This is a genomic window from Brenneria tiliae (assembly GCF_023347575.1).
Classification (GTDB): domain Bacteria; phylum Pseudomonadota; class Gammaproteobacteria; order Enterobacterales; family Enterobacteriaceae; genus Brenneria; species Brenneria corticis.
In genome coordinates, this window is sequence record NZ_JAKPCB010000082.1 from 1 (window position 1) to 26,014 (window position 26,014).

The 26,014-nt window shown below is 56.5% G+C and carries 25 protein-coding genes; 4 read left to right on the plus strand and 21 right to left on the minus strand.

All coding sequences use genetic code 11. The features are described 5' to 3' along the window. Window positions 1–215: 215 nt before the first annotated feature. From MFP24_RS01105 to MFP24_RS01115, 3 genes are read right to left on the minus strand one after another with little or no spacing between them, the layout of a single operon-like run. Window positions 216–761, minus strand: a complete 546-nt coding sequence (locus MFP24_RS01105; RefSeq protein WP_249228837.1) for a 1,2-dihydroxy-3-keto-5-methylthiopentene dioxygenase — start codon at window positions 759–761, stop codon at window positions 216–218. Then, entirely contained in the window at window positions 758–1,447 is a 690-nt protein-coding gene (mtnC, locus tag MFP24_RS01110; RefSeq protein ID WP_249228874.1) for an acireductone synthase, read from the minus strand. Before mtnC ends, MFP24_RS01105 begins: the two co-directional genes overlap by 4 nt. Before the next feature lie 11 nt (window positions 1,448–1,458). Continuing rightward, window positions 1,459–2,073, minus strand: a complete 615-nt coding sequence (locus MFP24_RS01115) for a methylthioribulose 1-phosphate dehydratase (RefSeq protein ID WP_136167610.1) — start codon at window positions 2,071–2,073, stop codon at window positions 1,459–1,461. 155 nt (window positions 2,074–2,228) lie between these two features. Between MFP24_RS01115 and MFP24_RS01120 the strand changes: the two genes are divergently transcribed. Further along, on the plus strand, window positions 2,229–3,386 hold the full coding sequence (locus MFP24_RS01120; protein WP_249228838.1) for a pyridoxal phosphate-dependent aminotransferase: 1,158 nt from the start codon (window positions 2,229–2,231) through the stop codon (window positions 3,384–3,386). Further along, window positions 3,374–4,141, plus strand: coding sequence for an amidohydrolase (locus MFP24_RS01125; protein ID WP_249228839.1), 768 nt, complete (start codon window positions 3,374–3,376; stop codon window positions 4,139–4,141). The genes MFP24_RS01120 and MFP24_RS01125 overlap by 13 nt, the downstream gene beginning before the upstream one ends. A 16-nt stretch (window positions 4,142–4,157) precedes the next feature. On the opposite strand, the gene fadK is transcribed toward MFP24_RS01125, so the two are convergent. The 5 genes from fadK to MFP24_RS01150 form a co-directional block, all read right to left on the minus strand. Continuing rightward, entirely contained in the window at window positions 4,158–5,840 is a 1,683-nt protein-coding gene (fadK, locus tag MFP24_RS01130) for a medium-chain fatty-acid--CoA ligase (RefSeq protein WP_249228840.1), read from the minus strand. A gap of 113 nt (window positions 5,841–5,953) precedes the next feature. Further along, on the minus strand, window positions 5,954–6,247 hold the full coding sequence (locus MFP24_RS01135; protein WP_249228841.1) for a ferredoxin family protein: 294 nt from the start codon (window positions 6,245–6,247) through the stop codon (window positions 5,954–5,956). After that, window positions 6,244–7,533 carry an FAD-dependent oxidoreductase gene (locus tag MFP24_RS01140; protein ID WP_249228842.1) on the minus strand — a complete coding sequence of 430 codons (1,290 nt, stop codon included), beginning with the start codon at window positions 7,531–7,533 and terminating at the stop codon, window positions 6,244–6,246. Before MFP24_RS01140 ends, MFP24_RS01135 begins: the two co-directional genes overlap by 4 nt. A 50-nt stretch (window positions 7,534–7,583) precedes the next feature. After that, window positions 7,584–8,537, minus strand: coding sequence for an electron transfer flavoprotein subunit alpha (locus MFP24_RS01145; protein ID WP_249228843.1), 954 nt, complete (start codon window positions 8,535–8,537; stop codon window positions 7,584–7,586). A 22-nt stretch (window positions 8,538–8,559) separates the two neighbouring features. Next, a complete protein-coding gene (locus MFP24_RS01150) occupies window positions 8,560–9,324 on the minus strand; it encodes an electron transfer flavoprotein (RefSeq protein WP_249228844.1) in 765 nt (254 codons plus the stop codon). A gap of 622 nt (window positions 9,325–9,946) precedes the next feature. Here MFP24_RS01150 and MFP24_RS01155 point away from each other — a divergent pair. Next, the gene (locus tag MFP24_RS01155; protein WP_249228875.1) at window positions 9,947–10,858 is read left to right on the plus strand and encodes an AraC family transcriptional regulator; all 912 of its coding nucleotides are present in this window, start codon (window positions 9,947–9,949) and stop codon (window positions 10,856–10,858) included. Between the two features lie 65 nt (window positions 10,859–10,923). On the opposite strand, the gene MFP24_RS01160 is transcribed toward MFP24_RS01155, so the two are convergent. From MFP24_RS01160 to MFP24_RS01180, 5 genes are all read right to left on the minus strand, one after another. Further along, the gene (locus tag MFP24_RS01160) at window positions 10,924–12,075 is read right to left on the minus strand and encodes an acyl-CoA dehydrogenase (RefSeq protein ID WP_249228845.1); all 1,152 of its coding nucleotides are present in this window, start codon (window positions 12,073–12,075) and stop codon (window positions 10,924–10,926) included. Between the two features lie 17 nt (window positions 12,076–12,092). After that, complete coding sequence (locus tag MFP24_RS01165) at window positions 12,093–13,685, minus strand: acyl CoA:acetate/3-ketoacid CoA transferase (RefSeq protein WP_249228846.1); 1,593 nt, start codon at window positions 13,683–13,685, stop codon at window positions 12,093–12,095. Window positions 13,686–13,830: 145 nt separating this feature from the next. Beyond that, window positions 13,831–14,589: a type I 3-dehydroquinate dehydratase gene (gene aroD, locus MFP24_RS01170; protein ID WP_249228847.1), complete on the minus strand. Its 759-nt coding sequence runs from the start codon at window positions 14,587–14,589 to the stop codon at window positions 13,831–13,833. Between the two features lie 102 nt (window positions 14,590–14,691). Further along, window positions 14,692–15,558 carry a quinate/shikimate dehydrogenase gene (ydiB, locus tag MFP24_RS01175; protein ID WP_249228848.1) on the minus strand — a complete coding sequence of 289 codons (867 nt, stop codon included), beginning with the start codon at window positions 15,556–15,558 and terminating at the stop codon, window positions 14,692–14,694. Window positions 15,559–15,669: 111 nt separating this feature from the next. After that, window positions 15,670–16,905, minus strand: coding sequence for an MFS transporter (locus MFP24_RS01180; RefSeq protein WP_249228849.1), 1,236 nt, complete (start codon window positions 16,903–16,905; stop codon window positions 15,670–15,672). A 689-nt stretch (window positions 16,906–17,594) separates the two neighbouring features. Here MFP24_RS01180 and MFP24_RS01185 point away from each other — a divergent pair. Continuing rightward, a complete protein-coding gene (locus MFP24_RS01185; protein ID WP_249228850.1) occupies window positions 17,595–18,497 on the plus strand; it encodes a LysR family transcriptional regulator in 903 nt (300 codons plus the stop codon). Between the two features lie 15 nt (window positions 18,498–18,512). Here the strand turns inward: MFP24_RS01185 and MFP24_RS01190 are convergent, their stop codons facing one another. The 8 genes from MFP24_RS01190 to MFP24_RS01225 all read right to left on the minus strand — a co-directional run bounded on the left by MFP24_RS01190 (window position 18,513) and on the right by MFP24_RS01225 (window position 26,012). Then, window positions 18,513–19,733 (minus strand): MFS transporter, encoded by a 1,221-nt coding sequence (locus tag MFP24_RS01190; protein WP_249228851.1) that lies wholly within the window; start codon window positions 19,731–19,733, stop codon window positions 18,513–18,515. Between the two features lie 463 nt (window positions 19,734–20,196). Then, window positions 20,197–20,763 (minus strand): shikimate kinase AroL, encoded by a 567-nt coding sequence (aroL, locus tag MFP24_RS01195; protein ID WP_249228852.1) that lies wholly within the window; start codon window positions 20,761–20,763, stop codon window positions 20,197–20,199. Window positions 20,764–20,775: 12 nt separating this feature from the next. Beyond that, the gene (locus MFP24_RS01200) at window positions 20,776–21,132 is read right to left on the minus strand and encodes a YdiL family protein (protein ID WP_249228853.1); all 357 of its coding nucleotides are present in this window, start codon (window positions 21,130–21,132) and stop codon (window positions 20,776–20,778) included. A gap of 250 nt (window positions 21,133–21,382) precedes the next feature. Then, the gene (gene hpxK / locus MFP24_RS01205) at window positions 21,383–22,666 is read right to left on the minus strand and encodes an allantoate amidohydrolase (RefSeq protein ID WP_249228854.1); all 1,284 of its coding nucleotides are present in this window, start codon (window positions 22,664–22,666) and stop codon (window positions 21,383–21,385) included. After that, entirely contained in the window at window positions 22,663–23,907 is a 1,245-nt protein-coding gene (locus MFP24_RS01210; protein ID WP_249228855.1) for a pyridoxal-phosphate-dependent aminotransferase family protein, read from the minus strand. The genes hpxK and MFP24_RS01210 overlap by 4 nt, the downstream gene beginning before the upstream one ends. A gap of 59 nt (window positions 23,908–23,966) precedes the next feature. Then, window positions 23,967–24,710 carry an amino acid ABC transporter ATP-binding protein gene (locus tag MFP24_RS01215; RefSeq protein ID WP_249228856.1) on the minus strand — a complete coding sequence of 248 codons (744 nt, stop codon included), beginning with the start codon at window positions 24,708–24,710 and terminating at the stop codon, window positions 23,967–23,969. Then, complete coding sequence (locus MFP24_RS01220; protein WP_249228876.1) at window positions 24,691–25,344, minus strand: amino acid ABC transporter permease; 654 nt, start codon at window positions 25,342–25,344, stop codon at window positions 24,691–24,693. Before MFP24_RS01220 ends, MFP24_RS01215 begins: the two co-directional genes overlap by 20 nt. After that, a complete protein-coding gene (locus MFP24_RS01225) occupies window positions 25,344–26,012 on the minus strand; it encodes an amino acid ABC transporter permease (RefSeq protein WP_249228857.1) in 669 nt (222 codons plus the stop codon). Before MFP24_RS01225 ends, MFP24_RS01220 begins: the two co-directional genes overlap by 1 nt. Window positions 26,013–26,014 lie beyond the last annotated feature (2 nt).

The following is a 26,014-nucleotide window of genomic DNA, read 5'->3' on the forward strand; positions in this document are numbered from 1 at the left end:
TATCTGCGAAACAGGCTCGGAAGGCCTCGGGAATGACTCAGCCTGTTTATCTCTCCCTCAGGCGTCCCTGAGGATCTTAATACATGCAGACAACAAGGTCTGCACGTATAAGGAATGACGGATTTGGGGTCAGTATTGCGAATGCTTGCTTTGTCAATGTTCTGAAGCGCCAGTCAAACTGGCGCTTCAAACATTATCGGCGCAGCAGCGCGGGATCAGCCCGCCAGCTTCGGATACGCATCGGCAATCTTGTCGCCGGTGAAATGCGCTATCCAGCCTTCCGGGTTGTCGAACAGGCGGATGGCGGTGAAATGCGGCTCCGGCCCCATATCAAACCAGTGCGCGGTGCCGGCGGGAACGGAGAGCAAGTCGTTTTTCTCGCACAGGATCTGGAAAATCTTTCCTTGCAGATGCAGGCAGAACAAGCCGGCGCCCTCAACGAAGAAACGCACCTCATCCTCGTTATGCGTATGCTCGGAGAGAAACTTGGCGCGCAGCTCCGCGCGCTGCGGACTGTCCGCCCGAATGCTGATGACGTCCACCGACTGGTAGCCTTTTTCCGCCACCAGCCGGTCGATGTCGTGCTTATAGGCCGCCAGCACCTCCTCGGAGGAGGGATTGGCGCTTAACGGCTGCGTCGCCTGCCAGCGTTCAAACCGCACGCCGATATCGTCCAACTGCTGACGGATGGCCTGCGCGTCCTGGCTTTGCCAAATCGGTTGGCCGGCGTCGCTATCGCTAAAGATGGTCAGTGCGCTCATTGGGAATACTCCTCTACATCGATCTGGTCAAAACGTGCCACCTGGCGGTGACGGCTCAAATCATCAGCATCACCGCGGATCAGCTGACAGGTGTGCCACCCGGCCTGCTGCGCGGCATCCAGCTCCTGACGAATATCCGACAGGAACAGCAGTTCTCCGGCGGGCAAACCGATGGATTGGGCGATGGCGCGGTAAGACGCCGCTTCACGCTTGGCGCCGACGCGGGTATCAAAATAATCGCTGAACAGCGGGCGCAGATCGCCCGCTTCGCTGTAGCCAAACAGCAGTTGCTGCGCCTCCACCGATCCCGATGAATAGACATACAGCCGGATGCCCCGGCGCTGCCAGTCAGCCAGCTGTTGCGCCGCGTCCGGGTAAATCTGACCGCGAAAATCGCCGTTATGATAACCGCTGCGCCAGATAATGCCCTGCAACAGCTTGAGCGCCGTTGATTTGCGGTCCTGCTCCATAAAGCGGTGCAACGCCGAAATCAACGCCTCGTCGTCCGCCTCCGGCGCGTCCAGCTCCTGGCGCAGCAGCGTCAATGCATGCGCAATTTCCCCATCGTCGCCCTGCCGGCGCACCGTTGCCGCCAGCCGCTCGCGGGCATAGGGAAACAGTTGGTCGTGGACAAAACGGATATCGCTGGTGGTGCCTTCAATGTCCGTCACTATCGCCTTAATCACGCGGTTGTGGCTCATTTGGCCTCCAGCAGCAGACGCTGCAGTTCGCACTGAAACAGGAACTCCAGTCCTTCAAGATGGCGTCGCGCCTCTTGCACGCCGTCGCCCCAGCAATAAAGGCCGTGGCCGCGCACCAGAAAGCCGTAGCGCAGCGGCGTTTGCTCCGCGCGGGCCGCCACTTTCCGCGCCAGCGCCGCAATATCCTGATCGTTATCGAAGATGGGGATCGTCACGGCATCCAGATGGCTTTTCTGTCCCGCCAGCGACTTCTGCATTTCATAGCCGTGCAGCACCAGCTCCGCGCCGGCGATCGCCCTGGAGAGCACGGTCGCATTGACCGAGTGAGTATGCAGCACCGCCCCCGTCTGCGGGTAAGTGCGGTACAGCAGGGTATGCAGCCCGGTTTCCGCGGAAGGGGTGCGCCCGCTGGGCACATGGTTGGTGGCGATGTCCACCAGCAGGAAATCCTCCGCCTGTAAGCTGCCTTTGTCCTTGCCTGATTCGGTAATCAGGCATTGCCGCTCATCCAGGCGTACCGACATATTGCCGCCGGTCGCCGGACACCAGCCCTTCTGCCCTATCCAGTGACAGGCGGCAAGCAGCGCCGCACGTTGCAGGTTTTCTGTCATTGATACTTCCCGTTTTGTAGGTACTTAGTACCTTTAGTTATGAGTTAGCACTTAAAGGAATTTAGCCGTTTATACGTCCAAGCGGCTTGATTGCCAAATACTAACATCGTGATATATTGGCAGACAATACAGGCTTGCAGGAGTCCTTACCAGTCATGAGCGCCGCCCTTATTCCCGAAAGTAAACTGCCTTCCCTCGGCACTACCATTTTTACCCAGATGAGCATGCTGGCTCTGCAGCATAAGGCCATCAATCTATCGCAGGGATTCCCCGACTTCGACGGTCCCGACTATTTACAGCAGCGCCTGGCGTACCACGTCAGTCAGGGCGCCAATCAGTATGCGCCAATGACCGGCGTCGCCCCGCTGCGCGCCGTCATCGCCGAGAAAACCGCCGAGCTTTACGGCTGGCGGCCGGACGCCGATAGCGAAGTCACCGTCACCGCCGGCGCCACCGAGGCGCTGTTTGCCGCCATCACCGCCCTGGTTCGTCCCGGCGATGAAGTCATCTGTTTCGATCCCAGCTACGACAGCTACGCCCCGGCGGTGGAGCTGGCCGGCGGCGTACTGAAACGCCTGGCGTTGCAGCCCCCGGCCTTTCACGTCGACTGGGCCGAGTTCTCCACGCTGGTCAGCGAACGCACCCGCCTGGTGATCCTCAACACGCCGCACAACCCTTCCGGCACCGTATGGCGGCGAGAGGATTTTCAACAGCTGTGGCAGGCCATCGCCGCGCACGAAATCTACGTGCTGAGCGACGAAGTGTATGAGCATATTTGCTTCACCGAAGAGGGACACGCCAGCGTGCTGGCGCATCCGTCGCTGCGTCAGCGGGCCATCGCCGTTTCCTCATTCGGCAAAACCTTTCATATGACCGGCTGGAAAGTCGGCTACTGCGTGGCCCCCGCCGCGCTGAGCGCCGAAGTACGCAAAATCCATCAGTTTCTGACCTTCTCCGTCAATACGCCGGCCCAGTTCGCCATTGCGGATATGCTGCGCGAGCACCCCGAACACTGGCGCACCCTGCCCGACTTTTACCGCGCCCGCCGCGATCGTTTCGTCAATGCGCTGGCGCCGAGCCGGTTTGAGCTGTTGCCCTGCGAAGGCACCTACTTCCTGCTGGCGGATTACCGCGCCATTTCCGATCGGGATGACGTCAGCTTCTGCCGCTGGCTGACCGAAGACGTGGGCGTGGCGGCGATCCCGCTGTCGGTATTCTGCGCCGAGCCGTTCCGGCACACGCTGATTCGGCTATGCTTTGCGAAACAGGAACCCACTCTGGATGCGGCGGCGGAGCGCTTATGTCGACTTTAAAAATCACCCTATTGCAACAACCCCTGACCTGGCAGGACGCCGAGGCCAACCTGAAGCACTTTGATACGCTGCTGGCGGATATTACCGGCCGCGATGTGATCGTGCTGCCGGAGATGTTTACCAGCGGTTTTTCGATGGAGGCGGCGAAGAGCGGCGTTGAGCAGCCGGTGGTGGAAAAGTGGCTGCATCAGTGGGCGCAACGCAATAACGCGCTGATCGGCGGCAGCATTGCGTTACGGACGCCCAAAGGCGCGGTAAACCGCTTCCTGCTGGTCTCGCCCCACGGCGACGTTTACCATTATGACAAACGCCACCTGTTTCGTATGGCCGATGAGCACCATCACTATCAGGCGGGCGCGGAGCGGACCGTTATCGAGTGGCGCGGCTGGCGGATTTGCCCGCTGATTTGTTATGACCTGCGCTTCCCGGTGTGGTCGCGCAACCGGCAGGATTACGATCTGCTGCTGTATGTGGCCAACTGGCCGGCGCCGCGCGCGGCGCACTGGCAGACATTGCTGGCGGCGCGGGCGATAGAGAATCAGGCGTACGTTGCCGGCTGTAACCGCGTGGGCACCGACGGCAACGGCCACAGCTATCGCGGCGACAGCCTGATCGTCAACGCGCAGGGGGAAATCCTGACTTCCGCGCCGCCGAATCAGGCCGCCCGGCTGGATGCGGAGCTGTCGCTGGAGGCCCTGCAAAGCTACCGCGAAGCTTTCCCGGCATGGCGCGACGCCGACCGCTTTTCGCTGTAAAGCGCCAACGCCGGCGTCAGCGGCAAGGCGGCGATGACGCCGGCGCGTCGAGACAGATATCATCTTCCTCGACGCGCAGCGCCAGCCGCTGGATGATGTCCCGGCGCAGCAGATACTTTTTGATTTTTCCCGATGCCGTGCGCGGCAGCGAGTCGACGATAACCACCCGTTCCGGGTATTTGTATTTGGCGACCCGTTTGCGGCTGAAGAAAGCGACCACCTCTTCCAGCGTCAGCGTCCGGTAAGGCGCTTTCAGGACCAGATAGGCGCAGGAACGCTCTCCCAAACGCGCGTCCGGCATGGCGACCACCCCCGCGTCGCGCACGCGCGGATGCTGCAGCAGAATCTCCTCCACTTCCCGGCTGCTGATATTCTCGCCGCCGCGCACGATGATATCCTTTTTCCGGCCGGTGATTTTGATGTAGCCGTCCTCATCCATGCGGCAGAGATCGCCGCTGTAGTACCAGCCATCCTGATCCAGCGCGCGGGCGGTCAGTTCGGGTTCGTCCAGATATCCCATAAACACGTTGGGACCGCGGGACGCCTCTTCCCCCTCTACGCCCCGGGGCACCGTTTGGCGCGCCTTGTCGACGATCTTGATTTCCACCCCGGGGGCGGCGGTGCCGTCGGTATTGATCACCCGGGAGAGCGGATCGTCGAGCTTAACCACCGCATGGGGCGAACTTTCCGTCGCGCCGTAAACGCTCAATAACTTTATGCCGGCCTGTAAACAGTCGCGGCTGATTTTTTTCGGGATGGTGGTGCCGCCGCACAGGAAGAAGCGCAGTGAAGAGAGGTCGTAGCGGCGCTGCTGCACGCAACACAGCAGGTCGTAGACAAAAGGGGTGGCCCCCATCACGCAGGTGCATTTTTCCCGCTCCAGAAACGTCAGGCACTCCGACGGATTAAAAATATCCAGCAGCACGCTGCGCGCGCCGATGATAAAGGGCGCGGTGACGCCGTGCAGAAAACCGGTGGCATGAGCCAGCGGCGCGGGCATCAATATGGTGTCCAGCCAGCTCAGGTTCAGCGTCGCGCAGTAGGCGCGCTCGCTGGCGAGAATATTGTTATGGGTGAGCATAACGCCCTTGGGCACCCCTTCCGTACCGGAGGTGAACAGCACCGCGGCCAGGTCGTCGCCGTGCGTCCTGACGGGATTTTCCAGCGGGGAATAGTCTTGCAGCAGCTGGCTGAGCGCCGGCGTCGAGGCGGCGGGCGCCAGCTTATCGACGGCCACCACCCGCTGTAGGTGCGGCAGTTGAGAACGCAGCGGGGCGACCCGCTCCAGCGGACTGGCGTTCTTGAACAGGGTCGGGGCGAACAGGACGCGGGCCTGGCTCTTGTTAAGCGTCCAGATAAGTTCCGTCTCGCGGTAAGCGGGCAGCAGCGGAACCGAAACCGCCCCGGTTTTCAGGCAGGCCAGATAGATAATGGTGAATTCGCACCAGCCGGGAAGCTGAAAAGCCACCCGGTCGCCGGGCCGGATGCCCGCGTCCAGCAGGTAGGCGGCCACGCTTCCCGCCGCGCGATCCAGTTGCGCATAGGTATATGACGCCCCCTGATTGTCGAGGACGGCGATCTTTTGCGGGGCGACCTTAACCGACTGATGCCAATAGTCGGCGAGCGACGCGTCTCCCCAGAAACCCTGTTGTCGGTAATATTCCCTGCGCGCCGCGTTAAATTTTATCGTGACAGTCATTCGCGTTATCCCGGTTATCAATAACAACCGTGCAGTGCCGTTTATCGTTAATAGCCGACATATCGCCTAACCCAAGGGCGCCGTCGGCCGCCAGATTTCCCCGTTAGCAGGGGTTAGCCGAAACGGAACTCGATACCGAAGGTGCCCTGCGGATATTCCCACTTCTCCAGGATGGTATCGCCGCACAGCACCCGGCAGGTGCCGCACTCTAGGCACCCCGCGTAGTCAAAATGGATATTGCCTTCGGCGTCCTGTTTATACAGGCCGGCGGGACAGGCGTGCACCAACAGGCGGAACTGTTCCGCATCCGGGTTATCAACCAGTACGATGTGCGGGTTGCTTTCATCCACGCGGAATTTATCGACCCCCAGTTTCACATCCACATTTACCGTTTTGTCGTCGTTCATAGCGCGCCCGCCCCTTTAATGCCGTCTTTCAGCAGATTCATCAGCCCCACCTGTCTGGCCCGTTTCACTATTTTTGTCCTCAGGGGTTTAGCGGGGCTGCCGTCGATAATGAACATATCGCGCATGATGTCGGCGGCCATGCGCGGGTATTGGTCGAACAGGCGGGGGGTTTCCATCAGCGCCGGCAGCTTGCGGTAGTGATGCATATCGCGCAGCACAAAGCTCTGCTCCAGCTTTTTGCGGTATCCCGCCAGCCCGCCGGCGGAGAAATCCTGCTGGTTTTTCGCCTCAATGGCGGTCAACGCGGCCGCTTCCGCCGAGGCGACGGCCAGATCCATACCGCGCACGGTATAGCCCAGATTCAGGCACATCCCCGCCGCGTCGCCGACGATCATCACCCCGTCGTCCGCCAGCGGCGGCACCATCGCCAGGCCGCCTTCCGGTACCATATGCGCGGAATACTCCAGCAGTTCGCCGCCCGCAATCAACGGGCGGATGGCGGGATGGCGTTTAAAATCCTCCATCATCTGCGGGACGCTTTTGCTGGCGCGCGCCATATCGCCCAAGCCGCAGACCAGCCCTAGCGACAGCGTATCCCGATTGGTGTAGAGGAAACCGCCCCCCATCAGGCCGTTCGACGGCGCGCCGGCGAACAGCCAGGCCGCCCCTTCGCCGGCGGAGAGGTTAAAGCGGTCTTCTATCTGCGACGACGGCAGCGAGATCAGCTCTTTGACGCCCACGGCGTAGTGATGGGGCGACGGCGGCGGCACCATGCCGATAGAGCGGCCGAGCAGCGAGTTAACGCCGTCGGCCAGAATAACCACGCTGGCTTCCAGCGCATCGTCGCCGGCCTGTACGCCGGTAACCCTGTTGCCTTCCCGCAGCAGCGCATCCACCCGGACGCCGGGAATAAACTGCGCCCCCGCCGCCTCGGCTTTTTCCATCAGCCAGGGGTCGAACAGATTGCGCAGCACGGTGTAGGAGGCTTGGGACGGACTATCCGGCTGCTGGCTATGGAAATCCAGCGTGACGGCGCTGTCGTCGGTGAGAAAGGAGATTTTCTCCCTGGCGACCTTGCGCTCGACCGGCGCCTCCTGCGCAAAGCCGGGCATGATTTTTTCCAGGCTATGGGCGTAAAGACGCCCCCCGGTCATATTCTTACTGCCCGCGGAATTGCCGCGCTCGATGACCAGCACCTCCAGCCCGGCTTGCGCCATGATATAACCGGCGACGCAGCCCGCCACGCCCGCCCCGACCACGATGGCATCGAATTTTTCTTCCGACATGCTTTTGCTCCCCGGCCCGCTACCGTTTTTATGGGGCGGACCGTTTATTATTAGCGGTTTAGCTGTTCAATCAGGGCCGGCACGACCTTGTAGATATCCCCCACCAGGCCGTAGTCGGCGTACTGGAAGATCGGCGCGTTCTTGTCTTTATTGACGGCGACGATGATCTTGGCGCCGTTGCCGCCGACCATATGCTGGATCTGCCCGGAAATGCCCAGCGCCAGATAGAGATCGGATTTCAGCAATACGCCGGACACGCCGATATAGCGCTCGCGCTCCATCCAGTGTTCGCCCTCGGCGATCGGCCGCGAACAGCCCACTTCCGCCCCCAGAACGCTTGCCAGCTCCTGCACCATGCGCAGGTCGTCCTGCGCCGCCAGACCGCGTCCCACGCCCACCACGCGTTTGGCTTTGCTCAGATCCACGCTGCTCAACGATTTGCTGCGGCGCTCCTTGCACAGGATCTCCTGCCGCGGCGCGACATAATCCACCTGGCGGACGGGGCTGGGGTGAGCGGAATCGGCCGGGGCGGGCTCGACAGCGCCGGGAGCCAGCGTGACGACGGCAATCGGGGTATTGATTTTTTCCCGGCCGAAGGCCAGACCGCCGTACATCCGGTGTTCGGCATAGGTGCCGTCATCGTCGACGCTGAACGACGTAACGTCGTTGACCACCGCCGCATCAAGCAATACGCCCAGTCTGGCGGCCAGCGCTTTGCCGCGTTTGGTCGCCGCCAGCAGGATAAGCGTGGCGGGCCGCTGCTGAGCCGCGGGTTTCTCGATAAGGGAAACCAGGGTTTCCGCATAGTTTTCCACCCGCTGCAGGGCCGACTTCTCATCCAGCACGTAGAGCGCATCCGCCCCCAGCGGCAGAACGGACGGCACGGCGTCGGCCGTGGGCAGCAGTACGTCGACGCGTTCGCCCCACTGCCGGGCGCCGCTCAACAATTCGGCGTAGCGAGCGGGGTTGTCGCTGAATACCCATACGTTGGCTAATTTACTCATGATTGTTTTTCTCCGTTGCGGGTTAGTTCAGCGCTTTTTTCAGGTGTTCCGCCAATTCAGCAACCGCTTCCGGCGAATCACCTTCGATGATGACGTGTTTACGTTCCGCCTGCGGCGGTACGTGGATTTGGGTCAGTTCGGTATGGGGCGCCGCCGGCGACCAGTCGATATCGCCGCCCTGCCAGTGCGTGACCGGTTTTTTGCCCGCGCCGAGGATGGCCTTCATGGAGGGAATTTTCGGCACATTGATATCCGAAGTGACGCAGAGCGCGGCCGGAAGCGTCAATTCCAGCACTTCCACTTCATCTTCCAGGGTGCGTTCAACCAGGACGCGGTTATCGACCAACTGGATATTGCTGACGGCATTGACGGTGGGAAGCTGCAGCAGCTCGCCCACCAGCAGCCCGACCTGCTGGGCGTACAGGTCGCCGGAGCCTTCGCCGAACAGCAGCAGATCGAAGCCGATCTTGCGGGCGGCGGCGGCCAGCGCCCGCGCCGTGTCATAAGGCAGCGCGTGTTCCAGCTTTTCGTCCTGAACCAGATAGAGTTCCTGCGGGCCGCGCGACAGTACGTCTTTACGCACCTTGGTGTTGTCCAAAAACTTACCGCCGGCGCTGAGCGCGACGACCTGGTCGCCATCGCCGGCCAACTGCACGGCCGCTTCAATGGCATTCAGATCGAACTGGCTGATTTTGGCATCGGCGCGCTCAAAATTGAGCGTGCGCTGTGCGGTAACCACAATGTCTTGCTCTTCGGGAACCAGCTTGAAGCAGGTTATTACTTTCATGATCTCTCCTATCGGCAATAACGGATATCTGGGATAGCAGTGAAGGCTTCCGAAACAGAATGAAGATTTCGTCACGACAAACCCCATTTATCTCAGAGGGATATACAAAATCGTATGGTGATATAGTGATACTGCGGCGCAGAAAAAACGACATGATAATATGTTTTAGTTACCAACTATCTTGCAAAAAAACAGGCTGATGATTAACCCGGCCTAATCATTTATTTTTATTCTCTTCGTGCGGATAATTGGTAAGAAACAGCATGACGTTAAACATGAAATTAACACTCAAAGAGGCATGGGAATATCAGGATGTGATACACATCATAAATACTCGAAAAAAATCTTTAGCGAGATCGACAAAAGAAAAAATCAACTTTGCATTGTAAATTCGATGTATCTATTTTGTATGTTATGAGTCAATTCATGGCCTGAAATAGAGAAAATAAAAGGCTTCCGCGCGGTAACGTTCTGGCGTTTTATGCTGCTTTCAGGTTGACGTACTATCTTGCATGGCATACAAACAATCTTGTTTGGCGGCGCTGCTTTCGTGCTATATATTGTCATCGGTTGCTATATCGCACCCCTAATAATTGGCTTACACCTAAATGTGGAGGTAGTCATGTATCAGCGCTGGTTTGACGATAAAGCGGACGCCATTTTTGAAAACGGACGAACCCCTAAACTCTCCAGATTCGTCATTAGCGACGACCCCAACTGGGAATCCGGTCATCATGTACATGAAGCCGAAACCGAACTGATCTACGTAAAAAAAGGTGTGGTCAAACTGACCATCGACTCATCGAACTACGTCGCCAGAGAAGGCGATATCGTGGTCATTGAGCGCGGCAGCCTGCACGCCGTGGCGTCTGACGCCGCATCGCCCGCCACCACCTATACCTGTGCGGTTTATGGCTTCAAGATTAACGGACTGGAAGAAAATCGCCTCATGCAGCCAAACTGTTGTCCGGTGGTATCGGCGCTCAAAAATAAAGAGGTGATAACCAGTATTTTTCAAGAAATCAGCATTACCTTCCCCCAACAAAAGAACGGTATCTCATCGTCGGTTTATGATGCTTTTGGCTATGTGCTGACGGTGATGTTTTACGAGAACTTCAAAAGCGCGTATCGCTCCGACTCCGGGCAGATAATCAAAGACGCTTTGGTTAAAGATATTCTGGTTTATTTAAACAATAATTACCGGGAAAGAATTACTCTGGAACACCTGGCGAAAAAATTCCGCGCCAGCGTGAGTTATATCTGTCATGAATTTACCAAAGAATATCATATTTCGCCCATCAACTATGTTATTAAACGTCGAATCACCGAAGCCAAATTTGCGTTAACCAATACGGAATTATGCCTGAACGAAATATCTTTCCGCGTCGGATATGATAACGTCGATCACTTCACTAAATTATTTATTCGCCATGTCGGCTGCTCCCCCTCGGAATACCGGAAACAGTTTAAAAGCGATCTGAACGGGCTGGAATATAGCGCGGAATTTGACCGGAAGCCGGAAGTATTGATTTAACTATAATGCCGCGATACAACGCAATCAGTTCACCCAACCCGGCGTGAACTGATTGCCGATGATAACTACTTATTTTGATAATCCTTCAAAATCTGGCGCCCGGCGATATAGATCATAATCTCATCGGTGCCGCCGCCGATTCGTTCACAGCGCACGTCGCGCCAGAATCGGGAAACGCGGGCATCATCGGTATATCCCAGCCCGCCCATGATTTGGATCGCGTCATCAATCACTTCAAGCGCGGTGCGGGCGCAATACAATTTGCACAGCGCGGCGCTGGTTCTCAACGACTGCCGCATATCCGCCTGCCAGGCCACCTTCAACACCATATTGCGCATGTTTTCGGTTTTGATGGCCATCAGCGCCAGCTTTTCCTGAATCATCTGATTATGGCCGATGGGCTTGCCGAACTGAATGCGCTGGTTGGCATAGCGGGCGGCGTCTTCAAACGCGCACTCGGCGAAACCGGTGCTGCGCGCGGCGTTAATCAGGCGTTCCATTTCAAAGTTGTACATCACATTCAGGAAGCCCATGCCTTCTTCACCGACCCTGTCGCTCTCCTCCACCTCGACATTGTCCAGGTAGACTTCGCAGGTGCTCAGCATATGCCAGCCAATCTTGCGCAGCGGATTGATTTTGATGCCCGGACGATTCGATTCCACCCACCACAGGGTAAACGCCTTTTTCGGGTCCTGCGGCGCGGGATCCCGCGCCAGCACCAGCATATAGGGGTACTCTTTCGCCCCGGTGATAAAGGTCTTCTGGCCGTTCAAATACACTTTGCCGTTCTTGCGCGTGTAGGTGGTGGTGGCGCTATTGTTGTCCGAACCGGCGCCGGGTTCGGTGAGAGCCAGCGCATAGGCGGGATCGCCGGTGGCCAGGGTGCTTTCCGCCGTTTTCCGCAGCTGTTCCGGCGAACCGAACCGCAGCATACTGTGAATACACTGCCCGTTGGTGATCAGAAATGCGGGAGCGCCGCATTTTGACACCTCCATCAGCGCCAGCATTTGCGTGACATAGTCGGCGGGAATGCCGTTATATTCCTCCGGCACGCCCAACAGGGAAATACCGTTGTCGGATAGCGCCTTCATAAATTCTTTGGGATAGGTGCCCGTCTGGTCGCAGGTTCTGAAATATTCTTCGGGGAATTCATTGGTAATGAGTTCCCGAATACTGGCCAGCAGCAACTCTTGCTCTTCGGTTAAACCAAAGTTCATATTCTGTACTCCTGTTGTTAGTTACCTTCAGGTAAAACAAATCCCATGGCCCGGTCGAAAAACATTCTTTCATCCATTAACTTCAGGTCAGCGGATATAATCGGCTGGAAGTCCATTTGCGCTAATATATCTCTGTCCAGGTCGACGCCGGGGGCAATTTCAATCAAATGCAGGCCATCCGGTTTTAAGGTGAATACCGCGCGTTCGGTGATGTAACGCACATCCAGTCCGCGCTCCAGGGCGATTTTTCCGCTGAAGGTGACCTCCGGTATTTGTTTTATAAATTTCTTGACCCTGCCCTCCTGGACTATTTTCAGTTTCCCTTCGCCGACGTCGGTTTTTAAACTGCCCGCGGTTAAGGTTCCGCAAAAGATGATTTTCTTCGAGGTGGCGCTAATATCGATAAAGCCGCCCGTCCCCATAATTTTGCCGTTGAATTTATGCACGCCGACATTACCCTGGCTGTCCACTTCGGCAAAACTCAAATAGCAGACGTCCAGCCCTCCGCCGTGATAGAAGTCGAACTGCGAGGTCATGTCCAGAATGGCGCGCGTATTGACGTTGGCGCCAAAGGCGACGCCCTGGGTGGTGATGCCGCCGATAGGGCCGGTCTCCACCGTCAGGACGAAGTCGTCGGCGCAGCCCTCTTCTCTGGCGACCAGGCCGATGCCGTCCGCGATGCCGACCCCGACGTTACCCACCGCGCCTTTGCGCATCTCAAACAGGGCCCGCCGCGCCACCAGCTTGCGCTGATTGAGCGGAATAGCCATTTGCGTGCTGTCATCCAGCACGAAGTCGCCGGAAATAAAGCGGTTAACCGGCGCGCCGCCGTAAAGCTGCGTTTGCGTCGGATCGACGACGACGATATCCACCAGATAGCCGGGAATTCTCACCGATTTGGGATGCAGCGTGGCCTTTTTGACCATCTTCTGCACCTGCATCATCACAATGCCGCCCTGGTTATGCACCGCCTGGGCGATAACCAGGGCGTCCAGATACATCACCTCATCTTCAAAAGAGGCATAGCCTTCGCTATCGCAGGTCGTGGCGCGGATAAAGGCGACGTTCGGCGCGATGGCCTTATAGAAGAGGTATTCCTGCTTATCGATTTCCACCAGTTTGATCAGATCTTCCCTGGTCACTTCATTGAGTTTCCCGCCCTGCTGCCGCGGGTCGACGAAAGTGCCGATGCCGATATTGCTTAAAATACCGGGCTGGTGAGCGGCCGAGGCGCGGATGGCCTGGGTCAAAATGCCTTGCGGATAGTTGTAGGCGCTAATCTTGTTCTGTTCGGCCAGGTCGGAAATACGCGGCGATTGACCCCAATGACCGCACAGCGCCCATTTGACCAGTCCTTCCTGCGCCAGCGGGCTAATGCCTCTTTCCGCCCGATCCCCCAACCCCGTCGGGCTGATTAAGGCAAGGTTACGCGGCGACTGGCTGGTTTTATAGCGTTCGGCCAAGGCGGTAATTAACGTGGTCGCTTCAAGAATTCCCCCGCCTGCGCCTAATACGCAAAGCGTCGCTTCATCCGGAATATAGTTGACCGCCTCGGCGGCAGATAATACCGGGACCCTGCCATTTACTCTTTGCGGCTTTTCCAATTTCATAGGTACTCCTAATCATGACCGAATATACCCGATAACTTTTCAGATGCGGCAAGCCAACACACCTGCCGCTTGAATGCCAACGGGTATGGCTGTTTATTCAGGAACCCGGACGGATTCCTGTTTTAAGGTTTAAATAAACGCGGTTTTATGATTGATGTAATATATTTAAAACGGCCCTCAAATCTTTAATCGCTATCTGCCCGGGAGCCGATGCTTTTTTCAACGCGCCGAACGTTGCCGCCGACCCGAATACTTCACCCGATAAGCGTGAAATAATGCCCGACTGCGCCATAGACATGGTAATAATGGGGCGGTCGGCATATTTCTCATACATTTCCAGCGTGGCGGCCAGCAGCGTCAGAACATCGTTTTTGTTTTGCGGCATCAGGGCGATTTTCGGAATATCGGCCCCCAGCTGCTGCATTTTGCGCAAACGGCCGACGATCTCGTCTTTAGGCGGAGTTTTATGGAAATCATGATTGGAGACAACGACTTTCACCCCGCGGGCATGGGCATGGGCTATGGTCGCGCCGACGGCTTGATCGCCGGTAAAAAGCTCCAGGTCGATCATGTCTACCAGGCCGCTATCAATCAGCTTTTGATTCAGGGAAATATAATCATCGGACGATATCTCTTTCTCCCCTCCCTCCTTGGCGCTGCGGAAGGTAAAGAGGATCGGCCGGTGGGGAATGATGCCGCCGAGCTGGCGCGCCGCGTCAATCACGCTGTCGATATTCGCCACATCGGCAAAATGATCGCTACGCCACTCCAGAATATCGAAGTCGAAATCGCGGTAATATTGCGCTTCCGACTTCACCGCCGACACATCTTTTCCCATCAATGAGACGATAATTTTGGGCGCGCCCTCGCCTATCACCACGTTTTTCACTGTTACGGTTTTCATTCTTTTCCCTTCCATTAATGCCTTGCAGCCATAAATATAAACCACGCATCCGCCGTTCTATTCTTTGGCGATAAGAGACGTAACATAATCCGTAACCGATAATTATGCGTTGAACCCCATAACCTTTTTAATATATTCCAGCGGAAAATCTTTCCCGGTCCACAGCTTGAACTGTTCCGCGCCCTGCCATAACAACATCCCATAGCCATCGACCGTTTTACAGCCGACCTCCGTCGCCATTTGCAATAGCTTGGTGATATGGGGGTTGTAGACGCATTCGGAGACCAGCAAATCAGGGCGCAGCATCGATTTGTCGCTGACGACGCATTCATTTTCCAGCGGCTTCATCCCCACCTTGGTGCCGTTGGTCAGGATATCGGCATCGGCAATCGCCCGGGCGAACGCTTTCTGGTCGGCCAGATCGGTAACCGTTACCGTACAATCCGTATTGTCGTTAACCCGTTTCGCAAAGGCGAGCGCCTCTTCGTAGAACTCATCGCGGCGGTTAAACAGCATGATTTCCCTGATGCCTTCGATAGCCGCCTGCGCGCCGATGGCGGTAGATGCCCCGCCGGCGCCCACCAGCACCATTTTTTTACCGACAATATCAAAACCGGTTTCTTTAATGGCCCGAATATGTCCGGTTCCGTCGGTGTTGTATCCTCTGAGGTAATCATTGTCGTTTACAATGGTATTAATGGCGCCAACCAATTTGGCCGCGGGGGTTAATTCATCCACATATTTACAAGCCAGCTGCTTGTTAGGCATGGAAACGCCGGTACCGCGCATTTTTAAGGCCTTAAGCCCCTCAATCGCCTTGCCAAAAGTGGTGTTGTCGACCTCGAAAGCCATATAGGTATAAGGCAAGCCGACTTTTTCCAGCGCTTTATTCTGCATTTCGGGAGACAGACTGTGTCTGATGGGATAAGCCATTAATCCGATCAGCTCATATTTTGCAGTAACATCCATTATAAACTCCTCACTGTATTATTATACTGCCTGATTCACGCCCTATATTCTTTACACTTCAAGATAACGGGCGTATTTAATTTTCGATAATGCTCACGTCTATTGATAAGATTACTGAAAGAATCGCTCGCCAAAACGCAAATCATTTTCTGGAATTTTGAATACCTTATAGTAACGAACAAAGACCACTATCGCGGTGATAAAGGCGATGCTGGCGAATACCACATCCAGTAATATGATGTATTGCAAGCCAATGGTGGATAAATAACCGGTAATCAGCGGAATAACGAAATTGGCCAATCCGCCCATCATCATATAAACGCCGGTGACTTTGGCTTTGCTTTTGGGAAAAAACTCCGACATAACGGAAACGCCAAGCTGTAATATCCCGCCGGCGGCGGAGAACCCGATGATAAACGACCCCACATTACACACCAGCGGCGACGGATAGAGATAAATAACGATCCCGGTAATAACGGCTAATCCGGCGTTAAAGACATTGGCCCACACCGGGCGAACCATGCTTTTGAGCAGGAAGGCAAAGAAAAATACGCACACCAGCGAGCCCAGGCTATAGTAGGAGATGGTTTTTAACGCCTCGGCTTCCCCCATGCCGCCAAAGGCCATCGCGTATTTCGGCATCCACACCACGATGACGTAAAAGGTCGAGAATGCCGCCACGCCAAACACGATGGAGGCCACGCCTTCCAGCCATGCCAGCGGCTTGCTGTTCATCTGCGGCAGCTCTTTGGCGATGCTGGCGTCCACCAGTTGGCTGGGGAATTTACTCTTCAGCACCAGCAGCGTGACCAGAAGGAACAGCACGCCGGGTATAATCATCGCGTAGCCGTACCATATCTGACTGACCAGCAGGTAGCTGACCAGCATGGGATAAAACATCTGACCGAAAGAGACCATGGCCTTAACCAGGATCACCGCGGAGCCCGACGTTTTGGGATAGCACTCCATCAGCGCCGGATAACCGCCGGTGTCCAATGCCGCATTCGCCGCGCCGACGCAGAAAGCCAGCACAAACGCCACGATCAGATTAGGACTGAGCAGGATGCCGAAGAAGAACAGCAGATATAGCGCGATACCCAGGAAAATAACCGAGCGCCGGCCAAATTTATCCGAGATGACGCCGAAGAACAGGATGCTGATCAGCCTCCCCAGCCCTATCCCGGAAATCACGTAGGCGATCCCGGCGCTATCGGTGTTAAACTTTTCCGCCAGAGGCGTCATATTCTGCGCCAGGGTAATAACGCTGACGCCGTGAAGAAAATAGCTCAAATATATGCCGATGACGGCTAATAAAAATGGCGTGTTGAAGGCCTTGTTCTGGCTCATGCTTTTCTCCGCTTATCGTTAATGTTTTCATTACATAGATTTTCCGGACGGGATTATGCTGGCCGTCTTACTTTTCTTTTTGCTGTTTTTTGTCAGGTTGAAATCACAGTTCTTATAAAACACCGTTAAATTAATACCTGTATTTAATGTATATAACCATGACAATGATTAACACGTAAGATAAGGTTTTTGTTTTCAATTTTATTGCATGGCGCAGGGAAGGCCCCCGCCTCCCTTGTTGATAATTTGTTTGTTATTTTACAAAATCAACACATAGCCTGAATGATAAAGGACGCGCCGTGGCGGCGCGGCACAATTTTTTCATTTTGCGAAGTAGTTAAAACTTATTTAAGCCAAAGAGTGATGGATAACGTAAAATATTTTTATCCGCAACCCGGCGGCCAGGTCACGATTATCATTATCTCTGTTTGGCTGCGTCTTAAATTAACAACTTATTTACCGTGCCATGCCGCCTTAAGCGGTAAAAAGGACATGCTATATTGCACGGCGCCATAATAATTTTGCACGCCGCTCGCCGGGGTCCTTGCGCTTCCCTTCCACTCTGTATAATTCTTCGATGTTATTAAGCGACCGGATATCCCTCAGCGCCGGGTAATATGACTCGGCCAGCGGCAGATGCCGCCGGCCGGCAGTAGAGTGAATAGCGCGTTAATGCCACGAGAAACCGTATGAATTTAAAGCAATTACACTATTTTAAGCGTCTGGCTGAAAAGCAGCATTATACGGAAGCGGCGTCGAGCCTGTTTATCGCCCAACCTTCGTTAAGCCATGCGATATCCGAGCTTGAAAAAGAGCTGGGAGTGACGCTATTTGAAAAATCCGGCAGGAATGTGCGCATAACGCAGTGCGGCAAAATATTTTTACCCTATGTGGAAAATGCGCTGCTTGAGCTGGAAAACGGCCGTTTTGCGCTACGCCAGATAAGCGGTACTCAGGAGGACGTTATCAGCCTGGGTTTTATCTATACCATGGGAGAGACGGTGGTTCCACGGCTGATCGACCGTTTTATCCGTCTCCCCGGTAATGAAAACAAACGCTTTCGCTTTTATCAGGGAACCACCGCCTCGATTGTGCAAGACCTGAAGGCGGACAAGTTCGATCTGGCGCTCTGTTCTCTGGCGCCGGAAGAGCCGGAAATCGAGTTTATCCCGTTAATCAGTCAGGAGCTGGTGCTGGTGACCGCCCGCAACCATCCATTGGCGCAGCGCCGTGAAAGTGAAATCGCCCTGGAGGAGGCCATCCCCTATCCGTTTATCTTTTATTCGCCGGAAAGCGGATTACGTCAGTTTATCGACAGGATGTTTATGCAAAAAAAACTGCTCCCTGAGGTCGCCTGTTACGTCGAGGAGGATACGGCGATGGCAGGGCTGGTGAGCATTGATTACGGTATTGCGATTATGCCGCGCACCGGTACGCTGTCGCGTGCCGACGTTCACGTCATGGGCATTAAAGATCCCGGTCCGACGCGCTATATCCATCTGGCGACCCGGAAAGACCAGGCGTTATCGCCCGCCGCGCTGGCGTTCAAGAAATTTATCTTCAGCGATTGCCAGCGGATGCAGTTCAGGTAGCGCGGCCATTGCGCGTCAAACCTGAAGCTGATTTATCTTTATCGCGCCGCGGCGCTCCTTCATATTGCGATAGCCGATAAACAACGCGATCAGGAAACCGACGGCCGAGAGGCCGACATCAAACCACATAATACTGGCGATGCTGGTTTGCGATAATTTAGCGGTGATCAACGGAATAGTGAAAGTGGCCAGGCTGCCGGCGCTATAAAAAATACCGGTGGCCTTCCCTTTGGCATGAGGGAAACGCATCGCCATCAGCGTCAGCCCCAGCTGCATTACGCCCCCCGCGGCGGAAAAGCCGATCACGAAGGCGAAGACCATCACGGTCGTCACGGTAGGATGCAGGCACACCGTCAACAGCGCCACAAAGGATATAAACGTATACAGCATCAACAGGGTGGTTGAACTGACCGTTTTTTTCACCAGACCGGCGGTGATAAACACGCACAGCAGGGAACCCACGGTATAGATACTCAGCAGCCTGATCGACGAGGTATAGGGCATCCCCGCCACAAACTGCCCGTACTGCGCCAACCATTGGCTGACCAGATAGAACGTCGCCATGGAAATGTAGCCATAAAGGGTAAAGCTGACGAGATCCAGCATCCTACAGGGGCTGCCTTCGGCCATCGGCGGTTCGGCGATATTGGTTTCTTTCTCCGCCTCGGGCTGGGAGCCGTGAGGCGGAAAAGGACATCGGAACAGGCACAGTGCGTTAAGCAACATAATGCTGGCGGCAATCAGGAACGCCCAGCCGAACCAGAGTTCGAACCAGACCAGCACGCTGATGATCATCGGTAAAATAAACTGACCGCCGGAAACAAACGCTTTGATCAGGATATTGGCGGTACTGGGGGTATTGGGAAACGCTTCCATCAATGTCGGATAGGTGCCGGAGTCGAGAAAACTGTTCGCCATCCCGGCCAGAAAACCAAAGCAGTAGGCGACGACGATGCTTTCCGTACTGAGGATCCCCAGAAAAAACCCCAGATAGCAGGCCATCCCCAGATAGATAAAAGGCCGCCGGCCGAAGCGATCGGAAAGCATGCCCGCCACGAGCAAAACACTTAACCTGCCAATCCCCAGAGAGGAAATCACTACCGATACCCCGGCCGCATCGGTCTGCCACTGTTGCTGCAAATGGGCCATATTCAGACTGATCAGGATAACGCCCATACCGTGGACCAGATAATTGAGATATAACCCGAAAGATGTTGCTATGTACTTGTTTTTCATAATAAACCTTTTTGGAAAGGATGTTTTTATGGCGTCGCCGCTATTTCCTTTCCTGTACTTGCCGCAAAAAACTGTCTGTCAGGCACGCTCTCGCCCCTTTTCCCGCTGGAGGTTCGGCAAATCAGTTTAAAGCGTGAATAAATATATGAGTCAGCGCATGACAAATATCATTTCTTAATGTATTCCCATGCTAGCAACTCTCCCCATCAATAAATAATTCATTTTTTGAGGCTAATTCATAGATTGTATCTATAGACTGTATTTATAAAAGAAAACAAGCGTATTTCCGACATAAAATAGCGTATGTCAGGGTTATTTTTTAAAATTTGTGACAAAGGAAACATATTGTTTATTTTTATGACGCGGGTCATATTTTTCATACATTACATAGGACAAATCGTGCAATATTTCGGCAGTCGAGAGCGTTATTTTTACGCCGCAATATCCATATCTGAAAATATATTTATTCCGTTAACGGCGGTATCATCGCTGCGGCATCATTAGCGGCGTCGTTCAGCAAGGTATGGTAAATGGCGTTAATTTCCTGCGCGACCTGTTCTTTCCCGTTATTGGCGTTAATCACAAAGTGAGCGCTTTCCAGATAGAGCGGATCGCGCGTTTTGATAATGCCGCCAATCTCTTCGGTAATCGATAATCCCGTCAGGGAGGGGCGCTGGCTCACCGCCGGATTCGAGCGCAGGCGCTTGACCACCGTCTCTGCCGATGTCGCAAGATAAAAAACAATACCTTTGCTTTTCATGTGATTGCGGTTCTCCTGCGCGATCACCATCCCGCCGCCGGTGGCAATGATGCAGCCAGAGAGGGTAACCTCTTTCAATATCCGGCCTTCGATTATGCGAAAGTTGTCCCACCCCTGTTCATCGACGATTTGCGCGATAGTCTTGTTGGTTTTTTTCTGCACCACCTCGTCCGTATCAATGAAATCCAGTTTTAAACGGGCCGCCAGCATCTTTCCTACCGTGGTTTTACCTGACGCGCGCGGGCCGACAAGTATGATGGTATTGATCATGAATTTGTCCTGTTAGCACAATCGTTCCAGATTATGGGAATAGAGTTCGGCCGCCACGGATTGATATATCTTCCACGCTAAATAATCCCCGTCGGTATAGACCGCACGAAAAGCGTCGTAATCGGGAAAAAAACGCATGGTGTTATTCCCGATACGATTATTTATCTTTTCAATGATGGCGCTGATCCTTTCTTTGCGTTTTTTGTTCATCAGCGTCAGGGTTTCGCTGACGGCGGGAGGTATTTCCCGCTCTCCCTTTTCCCATTTGCGCCACATTTCCGTATCATTATCACCCGCAATATAGTTTGCCGCTTCGTCGATGCTCATAAAAAAAAGCTGGCGCAGAGCCTGTAGTTCCAAATGGTTCATAATACGCTGACTCCAGGAATGATTTGGATGAGTTGCTAACTAGATAGCACTCTATTTTGCCACGGGGAATGATCGTCATCATAATAATGCAGAATGACAAGAGTGTTATAAGAAAGTCATGATGACCGTCTTAAAATAAATAACATCGCGCCGCCTGACGGAGGAAGGGAATTTTTCGTCGATGACGGGCGGCGAGCGATACGTGAAAAGGCGGCCGGCCCCGCTGAGGGCCCCCGCCGCGGCTACTTTATCATCCGGCAATACTGACGGCGGACGCCTCATCCCGATAGCCGAGTACTACCTCCTCCAGCGCTCTTAGCGCCTGCGCCACGTCCGCCGTGCTTACCGACTCGTCGGGATGATGGCTGATGCCCCCCCGGCAGCGAACGAACAGCATGGCGACCGGCCAGCGTTCGGCTATGGCTATCGCGTCGTGCCCCGCGCCGCTCGGCAACAGCGGCGCGCGCCCCTGCACCTGCGTCACCGCCCGGCTCAACCGCTGCTGCAAAGCCGCATCGCAGCGGGTGGCCGCAATCCGGTAATACTCTTCGGCGCCGAACCGGCAGCCGCGCGCGCCGCCAATCTCGTCGCCCAGCGCCAGCAGCTTGTGCAGCAACGCATCCAGCGCCGTATCGTCCGGACCGCGGATATCCAGCGTCAAACGCACCTCGCCGGGAATAACGTTGGCGGCCCCCGGCAAACATTGCAGGGTGCCGAAGGTGGCGACCAGGTAGGGATCGCTCTCCCGCGTCAGGCGCTCCGCCCGCACCATCCAGTGCGCCGCCGCAGCCAGCGCATCCTGACGCTGCGTCATCGGCACCGTCCCGGCGTGTCCCGCCACGCCGTGAAAGGCGCAGTTCAGCCGCCGCGCCCCGTTGATGGCCGTGACCACCCCCAGCGCCAGATCCTGCTGTTCCAGGCAGGGGCCCTGCTCGATATGCAGCTCAAGGTAGGCGGCAATATCGCCGGCCGGACGCGCCGCCCGGGCAATCGCCTGCGCATCCAGCCCGGCGTTTCGCAACGCCTGTTCCACCGTGATGCCCTGCGCGTCCCGACGGCTCAGCCAGTTCGCCGGCCAGGTGCCGGTCAGCCCGCGGCTGCCCAGCAGGGTAATGCCGAAGCGGGTACCCTCTTCATCGCCGAACCCGACGATCTCCAGGGCGACCGGCAGGCGAATGGCCCGCCGGTGCAGAGAGCGTACCGTTTCAATCGCCGTCAATACGCCCAGCATACCGTCGTAGCGTCCGGCATTGCGCACCGTATCCAGATGCGAGCCCAACAACAGCGCCGGCGCGTCCGGCCGCCGGCCTTCATAGCGCCCGCAGATATTGCCGACGCTGTCCTGCCAGACCCGCATCCCGGCTTCACGCATCCATTCGCCCACCAGCGCATTGGCGCGCAGGTGTTCCGGCGACAGGTATACCCGGGTGAGCTGCCCGGCGGTTTCACTGATTTCCGCCAGCGCGTCGCAGCGGGCCATCACCTGCCCGGCGGCGGCGAGCGCGGCGGACGCCGACATCGGGGCATCACTCATGCAGATTCCTCATTGGCGGCGTAGCAATCCCACGCGGCCTGCAACGCCGCCCCCTGCGTCGAGCGGAACCCCAGCCGATTCAGCACCGCTTCCAGCGCGCTCAGCGTCTGCATCACGCAGTCTTTGCGGGCGTTATAGCCCATGGTGCCGATGCGCCAGATCTTGCCCTGCAGCGGTCCGAACGAGGTGCCGATCTCAATGGCGAAATCCTCCAGCAGCATTTTACGCACCTGCTCGCCGTGGATCCCCTGCGGGATCACCACCCCCAGCACGTTGTTCATCCGGTGGTCGAGATCGCCGAAGGTGCCGAGCCCCATCGCCTGAATACCGGCCACCAGCGCCGCCCCCTGCAAGGCATGGCGGGCGATACAGCGATCCAGCCCCTCTTCCAGAATGATCCGCGCGCATTCGCGGGCCGCGAACAGCATGCTGGTGGCTTCCGTATGATGGTTGAGACGCTCCGGCCCCCAGTAGTCCATCACCATGCCGAGATCAAAATAGTTGGAGTAGATCATTTCGTCCTCGCCGTCCCGATGGGCGTCGGTACGGATCCCCTGCTCGACGCATTTGCGGCGGCGGATCGTCGCCTCCATCCGCGGGCTCAGGGTAATGGGCGAACTACCGGACGGTCCGCCCAGGCATTTTTGCAGCCCGGCGGAAACCGCATCCAATCCCCAGCGATCGGTTTCCAGCGCGTTGCCGCCGAAAGAGGCGGTGGCATCGGTATAAAACAGCACGCCGTGACGGCGGCAAATATCGCCCAGTTCTTCCAGCGGTTGCAGCATGGTGGTCGAGGTATCGCCCTGCACCGTCAGCAGCAGGCGGGGACGCACGGTTTTGATGGCGTCTTCGATGCGATCCGGGGTAAACACCTCGCCCCAGGGCGCCTCGATGGTATGCACCTCGGCGCGGCAACGGCGGGCGATTTCGCACAGCAGATGGCCGAAGCGGCCGAACACCGGCACCAGCACTTTGTCGCCGGGGCGAATGGCCGACAGCAGAATCGCCTCTATCCCGGCCCGCGACGTGCCGTCCACCAGCATCGTCCAGCGATTTTCGCTACGGAACAGCCGGCGGTACAGTTCCATCACCTGATTCATATAGTCGGTCATCGCCGGGTCGTACTGACCGACCAGTTGACTGGCCATCGCCCGCAACACCCGCGGGTCGGCATTGATTGGCCCCGGCCCCATCAGCAGGCGATGGGGAGGATTGATCTGCGCAGACAGCTCGCTATTCATTGTGGTTTGCTCCAAGCTTTTGTTTTATCGAAATACTCTTTTTCAAAGGGCGCAAAGTATTACGCCTCCGCCAGCCCGCGCACCGAGGCGATAAACTGCTTCAGCTCCGCGGTCTGCGGGCTGGCGAACAGCGTTTTGCTGTCGCCCTGCTCCCACACCTTGCCCTGATGCATAAACACCACCCGATCGCCCACTTCCCGGGCAAAGTTCATCTCATGCGTCACCAGAATCAGCGTCATGCCTTCGGCGGCAAGCTGTTCCAGCACTTTCAGCACTTCGCCCACCAGTTCCGGGTCCAGCGCCGAGGTAATTTCATCGCACAGCAACACCTTCGGGTTCATCGCCAGCGCCCGCGCAATGGCCACGCGCTGCTGCTGACCGCCCGACAGGCTGGCGGGGTAATAGTCGATTCGTTCCCCCAGCCCCACCTTGTTCAGCACCTGTTCCCCCAGCGCGCGGCATTCGGCGGCGCTTTTTCCCAGCACCCGGCGCGGCGCCAGCATCACGTTCTCCAGCGCGGTCATATGGGGAAACAGGTTAAAATTCTGGAACACCATTCCCACGGAACGGCTGATTTCGCGCGCCTGTGAGTCGCGGTCGGTCACCGTCATGCCGCCCAGCTTGATGCTGCCTTCCTGATACCCTTCCAGGCCGTTGATACAGCGCAGCAGGGTGCTTTTGCCGGAACCGCTGCGCCCGATAATCGAAATGACTTCGCCCATTTCAATATCCAGATCCACGCCTTTCAGCACATGGTTGCGGCCGTAATATTTCTGCACCTGATTAATGGTGATGAGCGGCATTGAATTTCTTCTCCAGATAACGGCTGTAATAGGAAAGCGGATAGCACATCAGGAAATAGCCCAGCGCCACCAGACCGAAAACCTTGAACGGCTGATAGGTGACGTTGTTCAGCATGGTGCCCGCCTTGGTCAGTTCGACGAAACCGATAATCGACGCCAGCGCCGTGCCCTTGATTACCTGCACGGAAAAGCCTACCGTCGGCGCGATGGCGATACGCATCGCCTGCGGCGCAACTACCCGGTAGAGCGTTTGCCCGAAATTCAGCCCCAGACAGCGCGACGCCTCCCACTGCCCTTTGGGCAACGCCTCTACGCTGCCGCACCAGATATCCACCAGAAACGCGCTGGTAAACAGCGTCAGCGCCAGCGCCGCCGCCGTCCAGGGGCTGACGTCGATGCCGAACAGCGCCAGTCCGAAAAAGGCGAGGAACAGCTGCATCAGCAGCGGCGTGCCCTGAAACAGCTCGGAATAGAGACGGATAGCGCGCGTCGGCCATTTGCGCCTGGTGAGCCGCAACAGCATCAGCGGCAACGTCACCACGGCGCCGCCGATAAAGGCCGTCAGCGACAGCAGCAGGGTCCAGCGCGCCGCCAGCAGCAGGTTGCGGACGATGTCCCAGTCGGTAAAAGTCATCATGACGGCTGACTCCCCAGAAAGCGCCGGCCCGCCAGCAGCAACAGTTGACGCATCAGGACCGACAGCGCCAGATAGCACAGCGTGGTCGCCAGATACACCTCGAAACTCAGGAAAGTACGCGACTGGATCAGGTTGGCGGCAAAGGTCAGCTCCTCATAGGCAACCTGCGATACCACCGACGATCCCAGCATCACGATAATGCACTGGCTGACCAGCGCCGGATAAATCCGCTGCAGCGACGGCGGCAGAATCACCCGGAAAAACGTCTGCCAGCACGACAGCCCCAGCACTCTGGCCGCTTCCCATTGACCTTTCGGCGTCACCTGAATGCCCGCGCGGATAATTTCCGTGCTATAGGCGCCCAGATTGATCAGCATCGCCAGCAGCGCCGCCTGCCCGGCGGTAAGTTTCCACCCCAGGCTGGGCAGGCCGAAGACGATAAAAAACAGCTGCACCACAAACGGCGTATTGCGGATCGCCTCGACATAGAGGCCCCACAGCCTGCCCGGCAGCGTGGGTTTTCCGCTGCGCAAGGCGGCGCCGCAGATACCGATGGCGATGCCGCCGATGGTTGCCAGCGCCGTCAGCTCAATGGTGACCCATAAGCCCGCCAGCAGCTCAGGCCAGAACGGCAACAGGGCGGTAAAATCAAGCTGATAGGTCATCG